This is a genomic window from Rhodococcus sp. 05-2254-5, assembly GCF_002258575.1.
GTDB lineage: Bacteria > Actinomycetota > Actinomycetes > Mycobacteriales > Mycobacteriaceae > Rhodococcoides > Rhodococcoides fascians.
In genome coordinates this window covers 41,235-63,063 of the sequence record NZ_NOZG01000020.1, presented here as the reverse complement: position 1 = coordinate 63,063, position 21,829 = coordinate 41,235, and the positions used below count along the sequence as shown (strand labels likewise).

Sequence of the window (21,829 nt, the reverse complement as noted above, 5' to 3'; positions counted from 1 at the left end):
TCGCCGGTTGTGCACGTGGATCGATCAGGAGGAAAAGTTAGATGGCGGTTGGACGTCGACGCGAGGCAGCATTGACGGTCGAGGACCTTCCGCGCTTGGTTCGGAGCGTCGCTGCGGTCGAACCGGACCGCGTGGCGCTCGCGCACCTCGGCACGGAGTTGACCTACGCCCGGTTGGACGAGGAGATCACCACCCTCGACACGGCCATGGGTGGGGTTCTCGGCCCGGACGCGCTGGTCCCGGTCGTGCTGTCCAACACCGTTCCCGGCCTTATCGAGGCCACCGACGGTGGTCTCGACGCCGTGGTCTCGTCGGTGGTCTCCGATGCCGCGACGGTTCTCGGTGACGACGACTCGGCGTCGAGCCCGGCCGAACCCGAGGCAACCACCCTCTACACCCTGTTCGCCGATCAGGCCGAGCGCACACCGGACGCACCCGCGCTCGTGTTCGGCGGCGAGAGTCGGTCCTATTCCGAGTTCGCAGAGTCGGTCGAACGCCTCGCCCGGGTTCTGATCCAGCGGGGAGTCGGCCCGGATTCGACGGTGGGGCTGTCGATCCGCCGCTCGTTCGATCTGCTGGTGGGTATGTACGCCATCTCGGCAGCCGGTGGTGCCTACGTTCCGTTGGACCCCGAGCACCCGGTGGATCGACTCGCCTACGTCCTCGATACCGCGCGACCGGTTCTGGTGCTCACGACATCGGAGGACCTGCCGCAGTTGCCGGACGGCACGCAGACTCTGCTCGTCGATGCCGTCGACGTCTCCGGCGTGACTGCAGGGCGCATCACCGATGCGGACCGGCTCGGCACCCTCGGCGAAGACGACCTCGCGTACGTCATCTTCACGTCCGGTTCGACCGGGCGGCCGAAGGGCGTGGCGGTGGGCCACCGCGCGATCGTCGCCAATATTTCCTGGCGGCAGCGGGAATACACGATGACCCCGGCCGACGTCGTCTTGCAGAAGACGCCGTTCACGTTCGACGTGTCGGTCTGGGAGTTCTTCTGGCCGTTGCAGATCGGCGCGACACTGGTGATCGCCGAGCCCGACGGGCACCGCGACCCCGCCTATCTCGCCCGCGTCATCGCTGAACACGGCGTGACGGTGACCCACTTCGTACCGTCGATGCTGTCGGTCTACGTTGCCGAACCCACCGCAGCACAGGCCGATTCGCTTCGCATGGTGTTCGCCTCCGGTGAGGCGCTGCCGGCGCGAACCGTCAACGCGTTCCACGCGATCTCCGGTGCCGAGTTGCACAACCTGTACGGTCCCACCGAAGCAGCCGTCGACGTCACGTACTACCGAACCCAGCAGGTGGAGGACGGCTCGGTACCGATCGGCGCTGCCGTCGACGACACCGACCTCTACGTGCTCGACGAGGGTCTGCGGCGCTCACCCCGGGGAGTCGAGGGAGAGCTCTATCTCGCGGGCGTGCAGCTCGCTCGCGGATACCTCGGACGCACGGACCTGACGTCCGATCGATTCGTCGCCGACCCGTTCGGTGAGCCGGGGGACCGGATGTACCGCACCGGCGACCTGGTGCGCCGACGCGCCGACGGCCAGATCGAGTACATCGGCCGCACCGACTTCCAGGTCAAACTGCGTGGCCTCCGTATCGAACTCGGCGAGATCGAGCAGGCGCTGCTCGCCGAGCCGCAGGTGACCCAGGCTGCAGTACTCGTTCACGCCGACCACTCGCAGGCGCAGTTGGGCGAGCAGCTCGTCGGCTATGTCGTGAGCACCGAGCCCGATATCGATCACGACGGCCTGGCCGATGCGGTGCGCCGGCGCATGCCCGAGTACATGGTGCCGTCGGTGTTCGTCGTGCTGGACGAATTCCCGCTGAACGCCAGCGGCAAGCTGGACCGAAAAGCCTTGCCTGCGCCCGATTTCGCCTCGCTCGTACGCGAATACCGAGCCCCGGGCACCGACACCGAGACGGCCATGGTGGCAATTTTCGAGACGGTGCTCGGGATGGACCGTATCGGCGTGGACGACGACTTCTTCGTCCTCGGCGGAAACTCGCTCAACGCGACCCGCGTGATCGCGCGAGTCAACGCGGAACTGGGCACAGCAGTGGATGTGCGGTCGTTCTTCGACGCACCGACCGTCGCCGAACTCGCCGCGGCCGTCGATGCCGCAGGCTCGACGCACGCGCGACCTCCGTTGGTGGCGCAGCAGCGGCCCGAACGTGTGCCACTGTCGCTGGCCCAGCAACGGATGTGGTTCCTCAACCGATTCGAGCCGGACTCGGCTGTCAACAACATCCCGGTCGCCATCGCGTTGAGCGGCGAACTCGATTTCACCGCCCTGCAGGCGGCCTTGATCGACGTGTTGGACCGGCACGAGTCGCTGCGGACGGTCTACCCCGATCACGACGGCATCGGCTTCCAACAAGTACTCGAATCCGATTCGGTGGCAGTGGAATTGGAGCGCGCGACGGCAACCGATGCCGACGTTCCCGCCGTGCTGCTCGAGTTCGCGCTCAGGCCCTTCGATCTGGCGGTACAGCTGCCCTTCCGGGCGGTGCTTCTCGAGACGGCCGAGACCGAGCACGTGCTCGCGTTCGTGGTGCACCACATCGCGGCCGACGGATTCTCGATGGGCCCGCTGACCCGAGACGTGGTGGCCGCATACGTGGCGCGCACCAACGGGCAGCAACCACAGTGGACTCCGCTGGAGGTGCAGTACGCCGACTTCACGCTGTGGCAGAGGGCCGTCCTCGGCAGCGAGGACGATCCGGAATCTCTGATCTCGGCGCAGGAGAACTACTGGCGGCACCGACTCGGCGGCGCACCCGACCAGTTGGAGCTACCCACCGACCGTCCCCGCCCGGCGGTCGCCACGACCAACGGCGGCACGCACACGTTCGAGATCGACGCCGAACTGGTCCGCGCGCTGGAGAAGCTCGGAAGAGACCACAACGCAACGACATTCATGGTCGTGCACGCCGCGCTGGCCGTGCTGTTGGCCAAGCTCGCGGCCGCCGACGACATCAGTATCGGTACGCCGGTCGCCGGCCGTGGAGACGCGGCCCTCGACGACGTCGTCGGCATGTTCGTCAACACACTGGTGCTGCGCACCGAAGTCGATCCACGGACGTCGTTCGACGATCTGCTGCGCGAGATCCGGGAGGTGGACCTCGCTGCGTTCTCGCACGCCGACGTGCCCTTCGAGCGTCTGGTGGACGTGTTGGCCCCGGCGCGCTCGCAGGCACGCCACCCGCTGTTCCAGGTCATGTTGACGTTCCAGAACCTGGATCGAACCTCGGTCGAGCTCCCCGGCCTGACCATCGCAGCGGTCGACTACGAGGCAGACCTGGCCAAGTTCGATCTGCAGGTGACGCTGTGGGATTCGGCACCGGCCGGCTCCGAGCCCGCGGGCCTGACCGTCGCCCTGACCTATGCCGCGGACCTGTTCGACAAATCGACGATGGCTCGATTCGGAGAGCGGTTCGTTCGTGTTCTTCGTGCGATCACCGCAGCGCCCGCTGCAGCCGTCGGAGAAATCGACCTGCTCGACTCGGTCGAGCGGGAGTCGGTGCTGACGTTCGGTTCGGGACCGGCGCACGAGATCACCAGCGGAACAACGTTGGTGGGGCAGTTCGATGGTCGCGTCGAGCAGACCCCCGACGCGCAGGCACTGGTGTTCGAGGACGTTCGGCTGACGTACGCCGAGCTCGATGCGCGCGCGAACCGCCTGGCGCGGTACCTGTTGTCGGTGGGTGTCGGGACCGATTCGACGGTCGGTCTCGCAGTCGGCCGCAGTATCGAGTTGTTCGTCGGTATGTACGCGATCGTCAAGGCCTGTGCTGCGTACGTACCCATCGATCCGGCTCAGCCGTCGGAGCGCAACGAGTACATCGTGAGCACGGCCTCGCCGGTACGGGTGCTCTCGAGCACCCGAGATCACGTCGAGTTCCCCGGCGTGGAGACGGTCGACATCGATACCGTGGACGTGTCGGAATTCTCGTCGGCGCCGGTCACCGACGCGGAGCGGACGGCACCGCTGCGGGCAGAGAACCTCGCATACGTCATCTTCACCTCGGGGTCGACGGGTCGGCCGAAGGGCGTCGGCGTACCGCACGCGGCGATCGTCAACCGGTTGTCGTGGATGCAGCACGAGTACCCCCTCGGTCCGCAGGACGTGGTGTTGCAGAAGACACCGGCTACGTTCGACGTGTCGGTGTGGGAGTTCTTCTGGGCCTTCCAGGTCGGCGCATCGGTGGTCGTCGCGGTTCCCGAGGGTCATCGGGATCCGTCGTACCTGCTCGATGTCATTGCACGCGAACATGTCTCGGTAGTGCACTTCGTGCCGTCGATGATGTCGGTGTTCACACCGGAGGCGCTGCGTAGGCCCGACGCGGGAGCGTCGCTGCGTACGGTGTTCGCCTCGGGGGAGGCGCTTGCGCCTGCTACTGCACAGTCGCTGCGCCGCGCACTCCCACAGGTGTCGGTGCACAACCTGTACGGCCCGACCGAAGCTGCTGTCGACGTGACCTATCACGCGGTCTCCGACGCGGACACAGCCGTGGTGCCGATCGGTTCACCGGTGTGGAACACCGATGTGCGCGTTCTGGATTCGTCGTTGCGGCCGGTTCCGGTCGGGGTGTCGGGAGAGCTCTATCTCTCGGGTGTCCAGCTCGCCAGGGGATACGTGAGCCGACCCGATCTGACCGCGGATCGCTTCGTTGCCGATCCGTTCGCGGTCGACGGTGCTCGGATGTACCGAACCGGCGACGTGGTGCGGTGGCTGCCCGTCGGTGAGTTGGAGTACGTGGGCCGGTCCGACTTCCAGGTGAAGTTGCGTGGTCTCCGTATCGAACTCGGCGAAATCGAATCGGCTCTGTTGGATCTTCCCGAGATCGCTCAGGCCGTGGTGCTCGTGCGACGAGAACAACTGGTTGCCTACGTCGTCCCCACCGAAGGCCCGGTCGATCTGGACCGGGTACGCACCGCGCTACGTGGACGTCTGGCCGAGTACATGGTGCCGACCACCGTCGTGGAATTGGCCGAGTTCCCTCTCGGCGGAAGTGGCAAGCTCGATCGAAAAGCGCTGCCCGATCCGGAATTCGAGGCAACGCCCTACCGAGCACCGTCCGATCCGGTCGAAGAGATCGTCGCGAACGTGTTCGGCGCGGTCCTCGGACTCGACCGAGTCGGTGTGGACGACGACTTCTTCGCGCTCGGCGGCAATTCGCTCGTCGCCACTCAGGTCGCCGCACGGCTCGGTGCCGAGCTGGGCACGACGGTGCCCGTCCGAACGATGTTCGAGGCAGGCACGGTGGCAGCCTTGGCTGCTGCGTTGGAAAGCCACGTCGGCCACGGAGTCTCCGCGCCTCTGGTGCCGCAGGAACGCCCCGAACGAATTCCTCTCTCTCTCGCCCAGCAGCGGATGTGGTTCCTCAACCGATTCGAGCCCGAATCGGCGGTCAACAACATCCCCGTGGCGATCCGGCTCACCGGAGCACTCGACACTGCGGCCCTGAACGCAGCGGTCGTCGACGTTCTCGACCGGCACGAAGCACTCCGCACCGTCTACCCGAGTGTGGACGGAGCGGGGCATCAGGTGATCCTGCCTGCCGAATCGGTGGCACCGGACCTGACACCCACCACACCGTCCGCCGACGGTGCGGTGGCCGACCTGATCGCGTTCGCCTCCGAAGGATTCGACGTCACCCAGTCGATTCCCCTGCGCGCGAAACTGTTCCAGGTCACCGACGACGAGTACGTGCTGGTCGTCGTGGTTCATCACATCAGCGCAGACGGGTGGTCCATGGGACCGCTGACCCGCGACGTGATGACGGCTTACCTCGCTCGTGTGGCCGGCGACGCTCCGCAGTGGACGCCGCTGGCGGTGCAGTACGCCGACTTCGCGCTGTGGCAGCGCGCCGTGCTCGGCGACGACGCGGATCCGAGCAGCCTGATGGCAGCACAGGCGGACTACTGGCGTTCGGCCCTGGCGGACCTGCCCAGTGAGCTGACCCTGCCGTACGACCGGCCGCGTCCTGCGGTGCAGTCGTACTCGGGCGGGCGGTTCCAGTTCGACATCGATGCGGATCTGCGTGCCTCGCTCGACGATCTGGCCCGGTCGACCGGAACCACCCTGTTCATGGTGCTCCACGGTGCTCTCGCGCTGTTCCTGGCTCGCATGTCCACCTCGGACGACGTTGCGGTGGGTACCGCCGTCGCAGGCCGCGGCGAGGCCGTCCTGGACGACGTGATCGGCATGTTCGTCAACACCCTGGTGCTCCGCACCTCGGTCGATCGAAGCAAGGGATTCACCGACCTCCTCGGCCACGTCCGGGACGTCGACCTCGATGCATTCGCACACGCGGACATCCCCTTCGAGCGGCTCGTCGATCTGCTCGAACCCGAGCGAACGACGGCCAGGCACCCGCTGTTCCAGGTGGCGATCGCGTTCGAGAACCTGCCGCCGAGCGAATTCCACCTTCCCGATCTGACGGTCTCGGCGGTCGACGTCGAGGTCGACACCGCCAAGTTCGACCTGTCGCTGACGCTGCACGAGAAGGCCGACGGCACCGGTCTGTCCGCCGGTTTCCTCTACGCGCGAGACCTGTTCGACGAGAACACGATCGAGGTGTTCTCGCGACGTTTCCGCTGGCTGCTCGAAGCGATCGTGGCGACACCGAACACCCCGGTGGGCGATCTGTCCATCCTCTACGACGACGAATACGACCGGCTCACCCACGTCCACGGTGACGACGTGTTGGCCGGCGGCACTCTGGCCGAGATCTTCGCTGCCGGAGCCGCACTCGACCCGTCGGCGACCGCGATTCGCTACGAGGGCCGCTCGATCTCGTACGCCGAACTCGATGCGACGTCCTCGCAGCTCGCCCGGGTGCTCATCGAGCGCGGGGCCGGCCCCGAATCCGTTGTGGCTCTGGGGTTCCAACGCTCCTACTTCATGGTGCTCGCGGTCTGGGCAGTGGCGAAATCGGGGGCCGCGCACCTACCCGTCGACCCGACGTATCCGCAGGATCGCGTCGCCCACATGGTCTCGGACTCCGAGGCCCTACTGGGCCTGACCACCCGGGCACACTCGGATCGGCTCGCCGGCGGACAGCAGGACCTGGCCTGGCTGAGCGTCGACGACGACGAGTTCGTGGCCGAGGTCCGCACCCGCTCTGCCGAGCCGGTCACCGACGCCGACCGCCTGCGACCCGTCACGTTCCAGAACCCCGCCTACGTCATCTACACCTCGGGCTCGACGGGCAAGCCGAAGGGCGTCGTCGTCACGCACGCCGGACTCGGCGGCGTCCTCGACGCAGCAACCGATCTCTATCACCTGAAACCGGCCTCGCGGTTCCTCCACGTCTGCTCGCCGAACTTCGATCCGTCGGTTCTGGAGTGGATGGCGGCGTTCTCCGTCGGCGCGACGTTGGTGGTGGTACCGGCATCGATTCTCGGCGGCACCGAACTGGCCGAATTGTTGAAGGCGGAGAGGGTCACTCACACGATCATCACGCCCGCGGTGCTCGGCACGATGGATCCCCACGGGATCGATTCGCTCGAGGTGCTCTCGGTGGGCGGCGACGTGACCACTCCCGAACTCCTCGCCCGGTGGGCAGGGGACCGGAAGTACTTCAACGGGTACGGACCGACCGAGACCACGATCATCTCGAGCTTCGCCGAGTTGACGCCCGGCGAGCCGATCACCATCGGTCGACCGATTCACGGCATGTCCGTGCTCATCCTCGATTCCAGGCTCGAACCGGTTCCGACCGGTGTCGCGGGTGACCTGTATCTGTCGGGCGGTGCGCTCGCTCGCGGCTATCTCGGTAGGCCGAGTCTGTCCTCCGAGCGCTTCGTGGCCAATCCGTACGGCATCGACGGCGCACGGATGTACCGCACCGGCGACGTCGTGCGATGGACGGACGACCTGCAGCTGCAGTTCGTCGGCCGCACCGACTTCCAGGTCAAGGTGCGCGGGTTCCGTATCGAGCTCGGCGAGATCGACTCCGCGCTCACCGCTGTTCCCGAGGTCGACTTCGCCGTCACACTCGGACACGAACTGCCCTCGGGTGTCACCACCCTCGTGTCCTACGTGCTGCCGACGCGTGGTTCGGTCGTCGACGTCGACGAGCTGACCGCCTTCGTCGGAAAATCATTGCCCGCCTACATGATCCCGTCGTCGATCATCGTTCTCGACACCGTTCCACTGACCCCGGTGGGCAAGTTGGATCGCGCCGCGCTTCCCGCACCCGTGTTCAAGGCCCGGGAATTCCGCGCACCCACCACCGCGGTCGAAGAGATCGTCGCCGGAGTGTTCGCCGACGTCCTGCACCTCGAGCGAGTGGGACTGGACGACGACTTCTTCGCCCTGGGCGGTAACTCGTTGATCGCCACCCAGGTGGTCTCGCGGCTCGGCGCGGCCCTGGACACGGTGGTCCCGGTGCGGGCGCTGTTCGAGAGCTCGACCGTGGCCGCACTGGTGGCGCACGTGGAGAGCGCTGTCGGTTCGGGGGGACGAGCTGCACTCGTGGCGGGTCCGCGTCCCGAGCACCCGCCGCTCTCGCCTGCGCAGCAGCGGTACTGGTTCCTCAACCAGTTCGACACGACGTCGTCGGTGGACAACATTCCGTTCGCCGTGCGGTTGTCGGGTGAGCTCGACGTCGCTGCGCTGCAGTCGGCGGTGCGCGATGTCGTCGAGCGCCACGAGTCTCTTCGTACCCGGTACCCGGACTCGGCACAGGGCCCGTTCCAGCAGGTGTTGTCGGCGTCCGAGGTACCGATGGACCTCGCCGTCCGAGACGTGGCCGGTGCGAACGTCGTCACCGCCGTGACCGAATTCTTCACGCGTGGCTTCGACGTCACCGTCGAGGTACCGGTCGACGCGCGCGTGTTCCGCGTCGACGAGAACGAGCACGTCCTGGCCTTCGTCGTCCACCACGTGTCGGCCGACGGCGCGTCGATGGGCCCGCTGGCCGTCGACGTCATGACCGCATACACCGCGAGATCTGCAGGGACGGCTCCGGACTGGGAGCCACTCGAGGTGCAGTACGTCGACTTCGCGCTGTGGCAGCGAACCGTACTCGGCACCGAATCGGATCCCGATTCGGTTGCAGCGCGGCAGGTGTCGTTCTGGAAGGATACGCTCGCCGAGCTGCCGGATCAGCTGGTGCTGCCCACCGATCGCCCGCGCCCGCCTGCGCAGAGTTTCCGCGGCGATGCCGTGCGGTTCACCGTCGACGCCGGCACGCACGCTGCTCTCGCCGAACTCGGACGTACCGAGCAGGCAACGTTGTTCATGGTGGTGCACTCGGCATTCGCCGTGTTGCTCGCACGCCTGTCCGGTTCCGAGGACATCGCGGTCGGAACGCCCATCGCCGGCCGCGGTGAGCGGGCTCTGGACTCGATGATCGGTATGTTCGTCAACACCCTGGTCTTCCGGTCGTCGGTCGAATCGTCGATGACCTTCCGCCAGTTGCTCGCTCAGGCCCGAGAGCGGGACCTGGCCGCGTTCGCGCACTCCGACGTTCCGTTCGAGCGTCTCGTGGAGGTGCTGAACCCGGTGCGGTCGACGGCACGCAACCCGTTGTTCCAGGTAGGCCTGTCCTTCCAGAACCTTGCCGAGTCGACGTTCGAGCTGCCGGGTCTGACGGTGAGTGCCGTCGAGGCGGATGCGGTGACCGCGAAAACCGATCTGCAACTGTCGATCTCGGATCGCTACGCCCCGGACGGCTCGCCCGCGGAACTGTCGGCCGAATTCAGTTATGCCACCGATCTTTTCGATCGCGCGACGGTCGAAGGTTTTGCCGACCGGTTCGTTCGCCTCCTCGCTGCCGTGGCCGCGGACCCGTCGGCCGTCGTCGGCGATCTCGAGCTGCTCTCGCCCGAGGAACGCACCCGGATCGTCCGCACGTGGAACGACACCGATCACGATGTCGATGCGTCGCAGTCGCTGGTATCGCTGTTCGATCGACAGGTGCAGGCGCAGCCCGACGCGGTCGCGGTGGTCCATGCCGGTCAGTCACTGTCGTACGGCGAGTTCGATCGTCGAATCAACCGGTTGGCCCGCGTCCTGATCGGTGCCGGTGTCGGCCCGCAGGTGACGGTTGCTCTGGCTATCAGGCGCTCGGTGGATCTGCTCGTCGCGATGTATGCCGTCGCCAAGGCGGGCGGGGCGTACGTGCCCATCGATCCGGATCAGCCGGCGGACCGCAATGCCTACATCCTGGAGGTAGCTGCTCCCGCTCTGGTCCTGAGTACTGCGCGGGACGGTGTCGATGTCGACTCGGTTCCGGTGCTGTTGGTCGACACCGATCCGCGAGTGCTCGACGCAGAGGTCTCGGACGCGCCCGTCACCGACAGTGAGCGCACCTCGCCGCTGCGGCCTGCGAACACCGCGTACGTCATCTTCACGTCCGGATCCACCGGCCGCCCCAAGGGTGTCGCGGTGAGTCATGCCGCCATCGTCAACCAATTGCTGTGGCAGAGCGCCCATTACGGACTGGGCAGCACCGACCGAGTACTGCTCAAGACCGCGGCCACCTTCGACCTGTCCGTGTGGGAGTTCTGGGTCGCCACCGTCTCCGGTGGTGCGATCGTCGTGGCCGACGCCGAGGGTCACCGCGATCCCGCCTACCTCGTCGAGCTGATGAACCGGGAATCGGTGACGACACTGCACACCGTGCCGTCCGTGCTCGACGCGCTGGTCACGGCGTCGGCGGGCACCCTGCCCGAACAACTGACGCGGATCCTGGCGATCGGCGAAGCGCTGCCGGTCGCCACGGCCGAGCGCGCGCTGCGCAGTTCTGCTGCGCGACTGGACAACCTGTACGGACCGACCGAGGCCGCGGTCTCGGTGACTTCGCATCGGGTGACGACCGTCGACGGCACCACGGTTCCGATCGGTGGCCCGGAGTGGAACACCCGTGTCTACGTGCTGGATTCGCGTCTGGCTCCCGTTCCGGTCGGCGTCGCAGGTGAGCTCTACCTCGCGGGGGCGCAGCTGGCCGACGGGTACTTCGCGCGGCCGGATCTGAGCGCCGAGCGATTCGTCGCGGACCCGTTCACCCCCGGCGGCCGCCTGTACCGCACCGGTGACCTCGTATCCTGGCGCGCCGAAGGCGAATTGGAGTACGTCGGGCGCACCGACTTCCAGGTGAAGATTCGCGGTTTCCGTATCGAGCTCGGCGACATCGATGCCGCTCTCGGATCGCTCGACGAGATTCGCGACGTCGCCGTGATCGCTCTCGCGGACACGGGATCAGGCGCGCGGCTCGTGGCCTACCTCGTGCCCGCCGATGGGGTGACGCTGGATCAGGACGGCATCCGTCGTGCACTCGCCGAACGTCTGCCGTCGTACATGATCCCGGCGGCCTTCGTCGTGCTCGAGACTCTTCCTCGAGGCGTCAACGGAAAGCTGGATCGACAGGCGCTCCCCGAACCGCAGTTCGAGACAGCCGAATTCCGCGCGCCGACCAATCCGGTGGAAGAGGCCGTCGCGGCGGTCTTCGCCGAGGTACTCGCTGTGGAGCGCGTGGGTCTGGACGACGACTTCTTTGCGCTCGGCGGTAACTCGCTCATCGCCACTCAGGTGGTCTCCCGGCTGGGGGCGGCGCTCGATACTCAGGTACCTGTCCGCTCGATCTTCGAGTCTCCGACGGTGCAGTCGCTCGCACGTGCGATCGAGTCCGAGGTGGGTACCGGTGCGCGCCGGGCACTGACGGCTCGAACACGACCGGACTCGGTGCCGCTGTCGATGGCCCAGCAGCGCATGTGGTTCCTGAGCCAATTCGATCCGACCTCCGCCGTGAACAACATCCCGGTCGCAATTCGGTTGTCCGGCAGCATCGATGTCGATGCACTCACCAACGCCGTGCACGACGTGCTGGCACGGCACGAAATTCTGCGCACCGTGTACCCGGAGGTCGACGGACGAGGCCATCAGGTGGTACTCGGTACCGCGGAGGCCGGCGTGACGGTTGTCGTCGACGACGTCGACGAGAGTTCGATCGAGCAGGCACTGCGCGACTTCGTGTCCGCGGGATTCGACGTGACCCGAGCTGTTCCGGTCCGAATCCGGATCCTGCGGGTCAGCGAGACCGAGCACGTACTGGCCTTCGTCGCCCACCACATCGCCGCGGACGGGTTCTCGATGGGACCCCTGACGCGCGACGTCATGGTGGCCTACACCGCCCGTGCCGCGGGGGAGAACCCGCAGTGGGCACCACTCCCGGTGCAGTACGCGGACTACGCGTTGTGGCAACGCGAGGTACTCGGTTCCGAGGACGACCCCGATTCGCCGTTGGCGAAGCAGCTCGCCTACTGGACGACGGCTCTGGCCGGTGCCCCGGCACAGCTCGACCTCGCGACCGACCGGCCGCGTCCGGCGGTGGCGTCGTATCGCGGTGCGGCATACAACTTCTCGATCGACGAGGCTCTGCAGTCGAACATCGCTCGCGCTGCCCGCGCCAACAACGCCACGAACTTCATGGTGGTCCACACCGCGCTCGCGGTGCTCCTCGGCGCGATGGCGGGTACCGACGACGTGACGATCGGAACCCCGGTCGCCGGCCGCGGTGACGCCGATCTGGACGAGCTCGTCGGCATGTTCGTCAACACGCTCGCCCTGCGTACCGCGGTGCACCCCGCGGCAACGTTGCGCGAGCAACTCGCCGCAGTTCGCGAGGCCGACCTGGGAGCCTTCGGGCACGCCGACGTGCCGTTCGAGCGGCTCGTCGACGAGCTGGCCCCGGACCGATCACAGGCTCGCCACCCGATCTTCCAGGTCATGCTGACGTTCCAGAACCTGAACCGCCAGACGTTGGCCCTGCCGGGGTTGAGTGTCGAGGGCATCGATCTGGGTAGCGCGTTCGCGAAATTCGACCTGCAGGTGACGCTCTGGGAGAACACGGACGACCGCGGTGCTCCCGCCGGAATCGACGTGCAGTTCGACTACGCCACAGATCTATTCGAAGAATCCAGCATGGCCTCCCTCGGGCGACGGCTCGTCCGGGTACTGCACGCGCTGACCGACGCACCGGACGGAGTCGTCGGCGACATCGACATCCTCGAGGAAGGCGAACGTACCCGCGTCCTCGAGGACTGGAACGCCACCGCGCACGAGGTGGCTCCCGGTGCAACTCTGGTGTCGCTGTTCGAGTCCCGAGTTGCCGAGTCCCCGGACAACACCGCCACGAGCTTCCTCGACGATCGGGTGACGTACCGCGAATTCTCCGAGCGGGTCAACGCGCTCGCGCGTCTGCTCATCGCCGAGGGAGTCGGCCCGGAAACCGTGGTGGCGACGGCCATGCGCCGCTCCATCGACATGCTGGCGGGTATCTACGCCGTGCTCGCCGCCGGTGGTGCCTACGTTCCGGTCGACCCGGATCTACCGGCCGAACGAATCGGCTACATCCTGGACACGGCGGCACCCGTGGTGCTGCTCACGACCGAGCGCGACGGTACAGATCTCGTGACCGACGCCGCCAGAATCCTGGTCGACACCGTCGACACGACAGGTCTGTCCACGGCACCGGTGACCGATGCCGAGCGAACCGCACCGCTGCGACCGGCGGACACCGCGTACGTCATCTTCACCTCCGGCTCCACCGGTCGCCCCAAAGGCGTTGCGGTCAGCCACGAGGCCATCGTCAACCGTCTGCTGTGGATGCAGGCCGAATACCGTCTCGCCGAGCAGGACAAGGTGTTGCAGAAGACGCCGGTCACGTTCGACGTGTCGGTGTGGGAGCTGTTCTGGCCGTTGCAGATCGGTGCCGAACTCGTCATCGCGGTGCCCGACGGCCACCGAGATCCGGCATATCTGGTGAGCACCGTCGCCGAACGCGGCGTCACGGTCGCGCACTTCGTGCCGTCGTTGCTGGCCGTGTTCGCCGCCGCGGACGGCGTGTCGAACTGCACCGGCCTGCGTGCGGTGTTCGCCTCCGGTGAGGCGCTGCCTGCATCGGTTGCCTCGGCCCTGCGCACTGCACTGCCCGCCACCGAGCTGCACAACCTCTACGGCCCGACCGAGGCCGCTGTCGACGTCACGTATCACCATGTCCTGCCGTCGGACACCGTGTCGGTTCCCATCGGCGCACCGGTGTGGAACACGAGGGTGACGGTGCTCGACGCGCGACTGCACCCCGTTCCCGTCGGGGTGCCCGGGGAGCTGTATCTCGCCGGGCGTCAACTGGCCCGCGGATACCTCGGCCGCCCGGACCTGACTGCCGACCGATTCGTCGCCGATCCGCACGGCGCAGCCGGCTCGCGGATGTATCGCACCGGAGACCTGGTGCGCTGGAGGCGCGACGGTGAACTCGAGTACCTCGGCCGCACCGACTTCCAGGTCAAACTCCGAGGCCTGCGGATCGAGCTCGGTGAAATCGAAGCCGCGCTGACTGCAGATCCGTCGGTCGACCAAGCCGTCGTTCTCGTGCGCCGGACGCCGTCGGCAGGTGAACTCCTGGTCGGCTACGTCGTTCCTGTCGCCGGGGAGACGATCGACACCACAGCGGTCACCGCCTCGGTTGCGACCCTGGTTCCGGAATACATGGTTCCGGCCGGGCTCATCGTGCTCGGTGCCCTGCCACTCGGGCCGAACGGCAAGCTGGACCGAAGAGCACTTCCCGAACCGGAATTCGGCAGCGATGCCGAATTCCGCACCGCCACAACCGACACCGAACGCATCATTGCCGAGGTCTTCGCAGACGTCCTCGGCCTCGACGCCGTCGGGGTCGACGATTCGTTCTTCGCGCTCGGCGGCGACAGCATCGTCTCGATTCAGCTCGTCTCTCGCGCCAAGGCCAGGGGAATTCAGTTCGGGCCGCGAGATGTGTTCGAGCGCAAGACCGTTGCCGGTCTCGCCGAGGTCGCCGTGATCGTCGGTGAGGGCAATGACGCGGTCGTGCTCGAGGAACTCGACGGCGGCGGTGTCGGTTGGATGCCGCTGCCCCCGTTCGGTGTAGCGATGATCGAGCGCGGCGGCGGGTGGTCACGCTTCCATCAGGCCGTCACCCTGGAGTTGCCGATCGGTATCGACCGAGCCGGAATTCTCGCCACGGTGACTGCAGTGGTCGATCGACACGACGTGCTGCGGTCCACCGTGGTACACGACGACCGCGGCTGGGGCCTCGAGGTTGCGGGCACCGGAGCCGTCGATGTGGATGCGTTGCTCACCCGCGCCGATACCGATTCGGCTGCAACAGTATTCGACGATGCGGTGGGAACGCTCGACCCCACCGCCGGTCGCATGCTCGCCCTCGTCTGGGTCGATCGAGGACCCGAGGTGCCGGGCACGCTGACCGTGGCGGCGCACCACCTCGTGATCGACGGAGTGTCGTGGCGAATCCTGGTCCCCGACTTCGTCTCCGCCTGGGCTCAGGTGTCGGGGGGAGTGACCCCGACCCTCCCCGAGGTCGGGACCTCGATGCGGCGTTGGACCCATGCACTGGTCGACGCGGCAGCGAGCGAGGCGCGGCTGGCCGAATTGCCGCTGTGGCGTTCGATCGCCGACACCGAGGACCCCGTGCTGGGCAACCGCCCCTTCGATCCCGCGGTCGATGTCGTGGCGACGCTCGAACGGGTGAACATCGAACTGACACCCGACGTCACGCGCACCTTGCTGACCACCGTTCCGGAGATCTTCCGCGGCGGAGTGGGCGACGGGTTGCTGGCCGGGCTCGCTCTGGCCGTCACGAGACTGCGGTCCGAGCGCGGCATCACTGCACCGGCAACACTGGTGCAGCTCGAAGGCCACGGCCGCGAGGAAGCGGTGGTTCCCGGAGCTGATCTGGGACGGACCGTCGGCTGGCTGACCAGTCTGTTCCCCGTTCGCCTCGACCTGACCGGAATCGACGTCGATGCTGCGTTCGCGGGAGGGTCGCAGCTCGGAGACGCAGTCAAGGCAGTCAAGGAGCAGATGCTGGCGCTGCCCGATCGAGGCATGGGCTGGGGACTGCTCCGCTACCTGAACTCGGAGACCGCTGCGGAACTGGCCGAACTCGGTACCGGACAGATCAGCTTCAACTACCTGGGCCGGGTCGACGCCGGCGAGGTCCCGGACGAGATGAAGTCGCTCGGCTGGTTGCCGGCCGCCGACGGCGAGCTCTCCGCGCCCGGTGACGCCGACATGGCCGCGAACAAGACCGTCGACATCAACGCCATCGTGCTCGACACCGACGAGGGCGGGGTCCTGAGCGCCAGCTTCGCGTTCCCGACCGGAGCCGTGTCCGCGGACACGGTCGAGCGTCTCGCCGGGCTGTGGTCCGAGGCGTTGTCGGCGCTGGCCTCGTACGCCGAGGTACCCGGCTCGGGTGGCCTGACCCCGTCGGACGTGCCTCTGGTGGCGCTGTCGCAGGCCGACATCGCGTCGTTCGAGGCGCGTTACCCACAGCTGACCGACATCTGGTCGCTGTCACCGTTGCAGCAAGGACTGCTGTTCCACGCGTTGTTCGCCGACGCGTCGATCGACGTCTACACCATGCAGGTCGTACTCGACCTGGCCGGCGAGGTGGACGCCGAACGGTTGCATCACGCTGCCCAGACGCTGCTGGATCGGTACGACAATCTGCGTACCTCGTTCACCGCGACCGCAGACGGCGAGACGGTGCAGATCGTCCATCAGGACGTCGTGTTGCCCTGGACCACGATGGACCTGTCGCACCTCGACGAGCCGGAACGTGGCACAGCAGTCGCCGATGCCCTGGCGGCCGAGCAACGACGGCATTTCGACGTCTCCACTGCACCGCTGCTGCGTTTCGTCCTCGTGCGAATCACCCCGACCACCTACAAGCTCGCGATGACCAACCATCACGTGCTCCTCGACGGGTGGTCTCTGCCGCTGGTGATGAAGGAACTGTTGTACCTGTACGCCGCTCGTGGTTCCACCTCGTCGATGCCGAGGGTTCGCTCGTATCGCTCCTACCTGGCATGGCTGAACCGACAGGACCCGGCCGTGTCTCTCGGTGCGTGGACCACCGCGCTGGCCGGAGTCGAGGAGCCGACGTTCGTCGCACCGCCGAGTGTCGGACGAGAGATCTCCGCCCGCTCGGCAGAGACGGTGCGATTCGTCGATCCCGAGACCACCGCGTCGCTCGTGGCGCTCGGTGGCAGGCTCGGCGTCACCGTCAACACGCTGGTGCAAGCGGCCTACGGCCTGCTGATCGCACACATCACCGGCCGCACCGATGTCGTGTTCGGTGCCACGGTCTCCGGCCGTCCCGCTGCTCTTCCAGGCGTCGAGTCGATGATCGGCCTGTTCATCAACACCATCCCGGTGCGCGTTCGATTCGATCCGGCCGACACTGTCGAGAACTACCTGGTCCGGATTCAGGGAGAACAAGCAGACCTGCTCGACCACCATCACATGGGACTCGTCGACATCCAACGGGCGATCGGAATGGGGAATCTGTTCGACACCCTCACCATCTTCGAGTCCTACCCGGTGGACGAAGCCGAGCTGACGCAGCAAGCGGCAGCGATCGACGGAATGACCGTCGAGTCGGTGAGCTCGAACGACAACACTCACTACCCACTGACGTTGTTGGTCGTGGCCGAGGATCGAATCTCGTTCACGCTCAAGTACATCAGCGATCTGTTCGACGCTACGTACGTCGAGTCCATCCTGTCCCGGCTCGTCGGTGTTCTCGAAACCTTCGTCTCCGACACCACGACGGCGGTCGGCGATATCGATCTGCTCGGCTCGGAAGAACGAACCCGCGTGATCGACACCTGGAACGACACCGCGCACGAGGTCGACGCGGGCATCATGCTGACCGCGCCGTTCCGGGCTCGGGTTGCGGCGAACCCGGACGCCACGGCCGTGCTCTACGAGGGCACCGCAGTGACCTACGCCGAGTTCTCGGAGCGGGTCAATCGTCTTGCCCGACACCTGATTTCGCTCGGCGTCGGCCCGCAGTCGCTCGTCGCTCTCGGCATGAGGCGAGGCATCGATCTGATGGTCGGCATGTACGCCGTCATCGAAGCCGGCGGCGCGTACGTGCCCATCGATCCGGACCACCCGGCCGAGCGCATCGAGTACATCCTCGACACCGCGGTGCCGGTCGCCGTTCTCTCGACCAGCCACGATCGGACGGGACTGCCGGAACGGTTCCCGATTCTCGAACTGGACACCCTCGATCTCGCGTCCTACCCGGCAGACGCCGTGGCCGACGCCGACCGACTGGCACCGGTACGCCCGGAGAACACCGCCTACGTCATCTTCACGTCCGGGTCGACCGGGCGACCCAAGGGCGTCGCGGTGCCGCACCGCGCGATCGTCAACGAGATGGCGTGGATGATCGACCAGTACTCGCTCGACGAGAACGACGTCTACCTGCAGAAGACGGCGACGACGTTCGACGTGTCACTGTGGGGCTTCTTCCTCCCACTCCAGGTCGGTGCGAGCGTCGTTCTCGCGACCCCCGACGGCCACCGCGACCCGGCGTACGTCGCGGAGCGCATCGCCCGGCACGGCGTCACCGTCACGGACTTCGTGCCGTCGATGCTCACGGTGTTCGCCGCGTACGCCACCGAGGAGCAGTGCCGGTCGTTGCGACACGTCTACGTGGTGGGTGAGGCACTGCCGCCGGAGACGGTGACGGACTTCCGCGCGATCACCTCTGCCGGGATCCACAACCTGTACGGCCCCACCGAAGCCGCAGTGAGTGTGACGTACTGGGAGACGTCTGCCGACGAGGGCGCGACCGTCCCGATCGGTGCGCCGGAATGGAACACCCAGGCCTACGTTCTCGACGGCAGGCTGCATCCGGTTGCCGCAGGGACCGCGGGTGAGCTGTATCTGGCGGGAACGCAGCTCGCCGACGGATACCTCGGGCGGGTCGACCTGACGATGGACCGCTTCGTCGCGAACCCGTTCTCGGCTGCCGGCGAGCGCATGTATCGCACCGGAGACCTCGTCCGATGGCGATCGGGGCCGGGCGCTGCAGGAGTCCTGGAGTACATCGGGCGCACCGATTTCCAGGTCAAGTTCCGTGGCCAGCGGATCGAGCTCGGTGAGATCGAGACCGCACTGTTGGCCCATCCCGACGTCAACCAGGCCACGGCCGTGGTGGCGACCACCGGTGCCGGCGACCAGCTCGTCGGATACGTGGTGCCCGCGCCGGGTAGAACGCTGGACCCGGCCGAGGTACGCACCTTCGTCGGCGGCGCTCTGCCGAAGTACATGGTGCCGGCGACGGTGATGGTGCTCGCCGAATTCCCTCTGAACACCAGCGGCAAGCTGGACCGAAAAGCACTGCCGGAGCCGGTGTTCGAGGTTCGCGAGTTCCGTGCTCCCGCAACGCCGGTCGAGGAGATCGTGGCGGAGATCTTCGCCGAGCTGCTCGGCGTGCAGCGGGTCGGATCGGACGACGACTTCTTCGATCTCGGTGGTAACTCGCTGATCGCCACAAGAGTGGCGGGACGGGTGTCGGCTGCGCTCGGGAAGAAGGTCGGTGTCCGAGACCTGTTCGAGGCCTCGACGGTCTCTGCACTCGCCGCGCGCGCCGAATCACGCATCGACGACGCGAACGATATGCCGCTGCGTCGCCGACCGGCCGGCCAGACCGTTCCGTTGTCGCTCGCGCAACAGCGCATGTGGGTACTGAACCGACTCGACCCCGAGTCCGGGGCCTACAACATGCCGCTGGCGCTCCGTCTGCGAGGCGAGCTGGATGTCGCGGCACTGCAGAGCGCCGTGTCCAGCACCGTGGAACGCCACGAGGCACTGCGCACGCGCTACCCGGAAGATGCGAACGGTTCGCCCTACCAGGAGTTCGTCGACGCCGGATCGGTCGTACCCGATCTGACTCCCATCGACGCGACCGACGACTCCGACACCGCTGAACGGATTCGCGCACTCGTCTACGAGGGCTTCGACGTCACCGTCGCACCCCCGGTCCGGGGAGCTCTGTTCCGCTTCGGCCCGGACGAGTACGTCTTCGTCATCGTGATGCACCACATCAGCGGAGACGGCGCATCGATGGCACCACTGGCCCGTGACGTCATGACTGCGTACCTTGCTGCCGCGTCGGGAACCGACTACACGCCCGAACCGCTGACGGTGCAGTACGCGGACTTTGCGGTATGGCAGCGGCAGGTGCTGGGCTCGGACAGCGACCCCACGTCGATTCTGTCGCAGCAGTTGGCCTTCTGGGCGGACGAGCTCAGCGGGATCACCCCGGTCGTGTCGTTGCCGTGGGATCGGCCGCGAGCGGCTACCGCCAACCTGCGCGGAGCCAGTGTGAGTGTCGAGCTGGACGAGTCGGTACACACCGGGCTCGCCGCGATCGCGCGCGAGAACAACGCGACCCTGTTCATGGTGTTGCACGCGGTTCTCGGGGTGCTGTTGTCGCGGATGAGCGGCTCCCGCAGCTTTGCCGTCGGCACGCCCATCGCCGGGCGCGGGCACGAGGCGCTCGACGGACTGGTGGGCATGTTCGTCAACACGTTGGCGCTGCGCACGGACGTGGACCCGGATGCGACGTTCGCAGAGCTGCTGACCGCTCTACGCGAGACCGACCTGCGGGCCTTCGCGAATTCGGACGTCCCGTTCGAGCGGGTCGTCGACACCATCGCACCGGACCGGAACGCCGGGTACACCCCGCTGTTCCAGACGGTTCTGTCGGTGGAGCCCCACGGCGAGGCGCGCTTCGAGCTGCCGAACCTGGTGGTCGAACCCGTCAGCGGCTTCGAGCCGACGGCGAAATTCGACCTGCAGGTCACGGTGGAGACCCAGCACGCCGATGGGAACAGCGGCACCGGAACCCTGAACGTCGAATGGGTGTATGCCGCCGATCTGTTCGACGAGTCCACGGTCGCGTCGCTGGCGGAACGATTCGCACGCATCGCCGGTGCAGTGGCGACAACACCAGCGGTCGTCGTGGGCGACATCGACGTTCTCGACGCCGCCGAGCGGGCGGCATTGACCGAGACCCCGCAGACCGCCGACTCCACTGCGGCACCGGTTCGGTCGGACCTGACCCTGCCCCAGGTACTCACCTCGACGGTGGACGCAGATCCCGACGCGCCCGCGTTGTCGTCGGACGGAGTCGAGACCACCTACCGTCAGCTCGACGAACAGTCCTCACGGATGGCTCGGGTACTGATCGAACGTGGCGTCCGAACCGGAGTCGTCGTCGCCGTCTTCGTCAGCGACACTGTTGCGGCAGCCGTGACGCAGTGGGCGGTGGCCAAGGCAGGCGGAGCCGTGGCTCCGGTCGCCCCGTCGAACTCCTCCGACGTTCTGGAGCGGGCAGGCGCATCCGTCCTCGTCCTGGACGGTGACGACGCGCCGAGCTGGGCCGGGTCCGTCACGACCATCCACCTCGGGCATCCGGACGTCGTCGACGCCATTGCCGCGAGTTCTGGGCGGCCGGTGACGTATTCGGACAGAACGGCGGTTCTGGGACCCGACAGCCCAGCGTTGGTCGTGGTCGAAAACGGCACTGCGATCGACCACGGAACACTCGCTGCACTGGCGACGAACGCAGTGACGGAGTGGGCCGTGGCCTACGATTCGCGGCTGGCCGTTCCCACCCGATTCGACACCGCTGCAGCGGTTCTGGCCGGCGTGGTTGCCGTGACTGCTGGTGCAGCCCTGGTGACCGATCGGGCGGAGTCCGCCGAGGACGCCGCCGACATCGTGTCCGCAGAATGGGTCACCCATGCGTTCCTCTCCGCAGCAGATGCCGCCGCGGTCGATCGACTGCAACCCGAGGACATCGAGGACCTCGTTGCGATCGTGTCGGTCGACGGTGACGGTGCCGAGATGAGCGGTGTCGACATTCCGGTGCATCGTCTGCCCGGGTCGATAGGAACCGCCGCCCGATAAGGTGAGGCGAACTGCAACGCTCGCCGCGTCGT

1 protein-coding gene is annotated in these 21,829 nt (G+C 66.9%); it reads left to right on the top strand.

Features of this window, described 5'->3' with window-relative positions; all coding sequences use genetic code 11:
• Positions 1–41 precede the first annotated feature (41 nt).
• Positions 42–21,797: a non-ribosomal peptide synthetase gene (locus CH278_RS12185; RefSeq protein WP_094621983.1), complete on the top strand. Its 21,756-nt coding sequence runs from the start codon at positions 42–44 to the stop codon at positions 21,795–21,797.
• Positions 21,798–21,829: the final 32 nt, after the last annotated feature.

What these genes read in the sequence shown, in the direction of transcription:
- CH278_RS12185 (WP_094621983.1), top strand. Translation starts at nt 42, where the DNA reads ATGGCGGTTGGACGTCGACGCGAGGCAGCATTGACGGTCGAGGACCTT.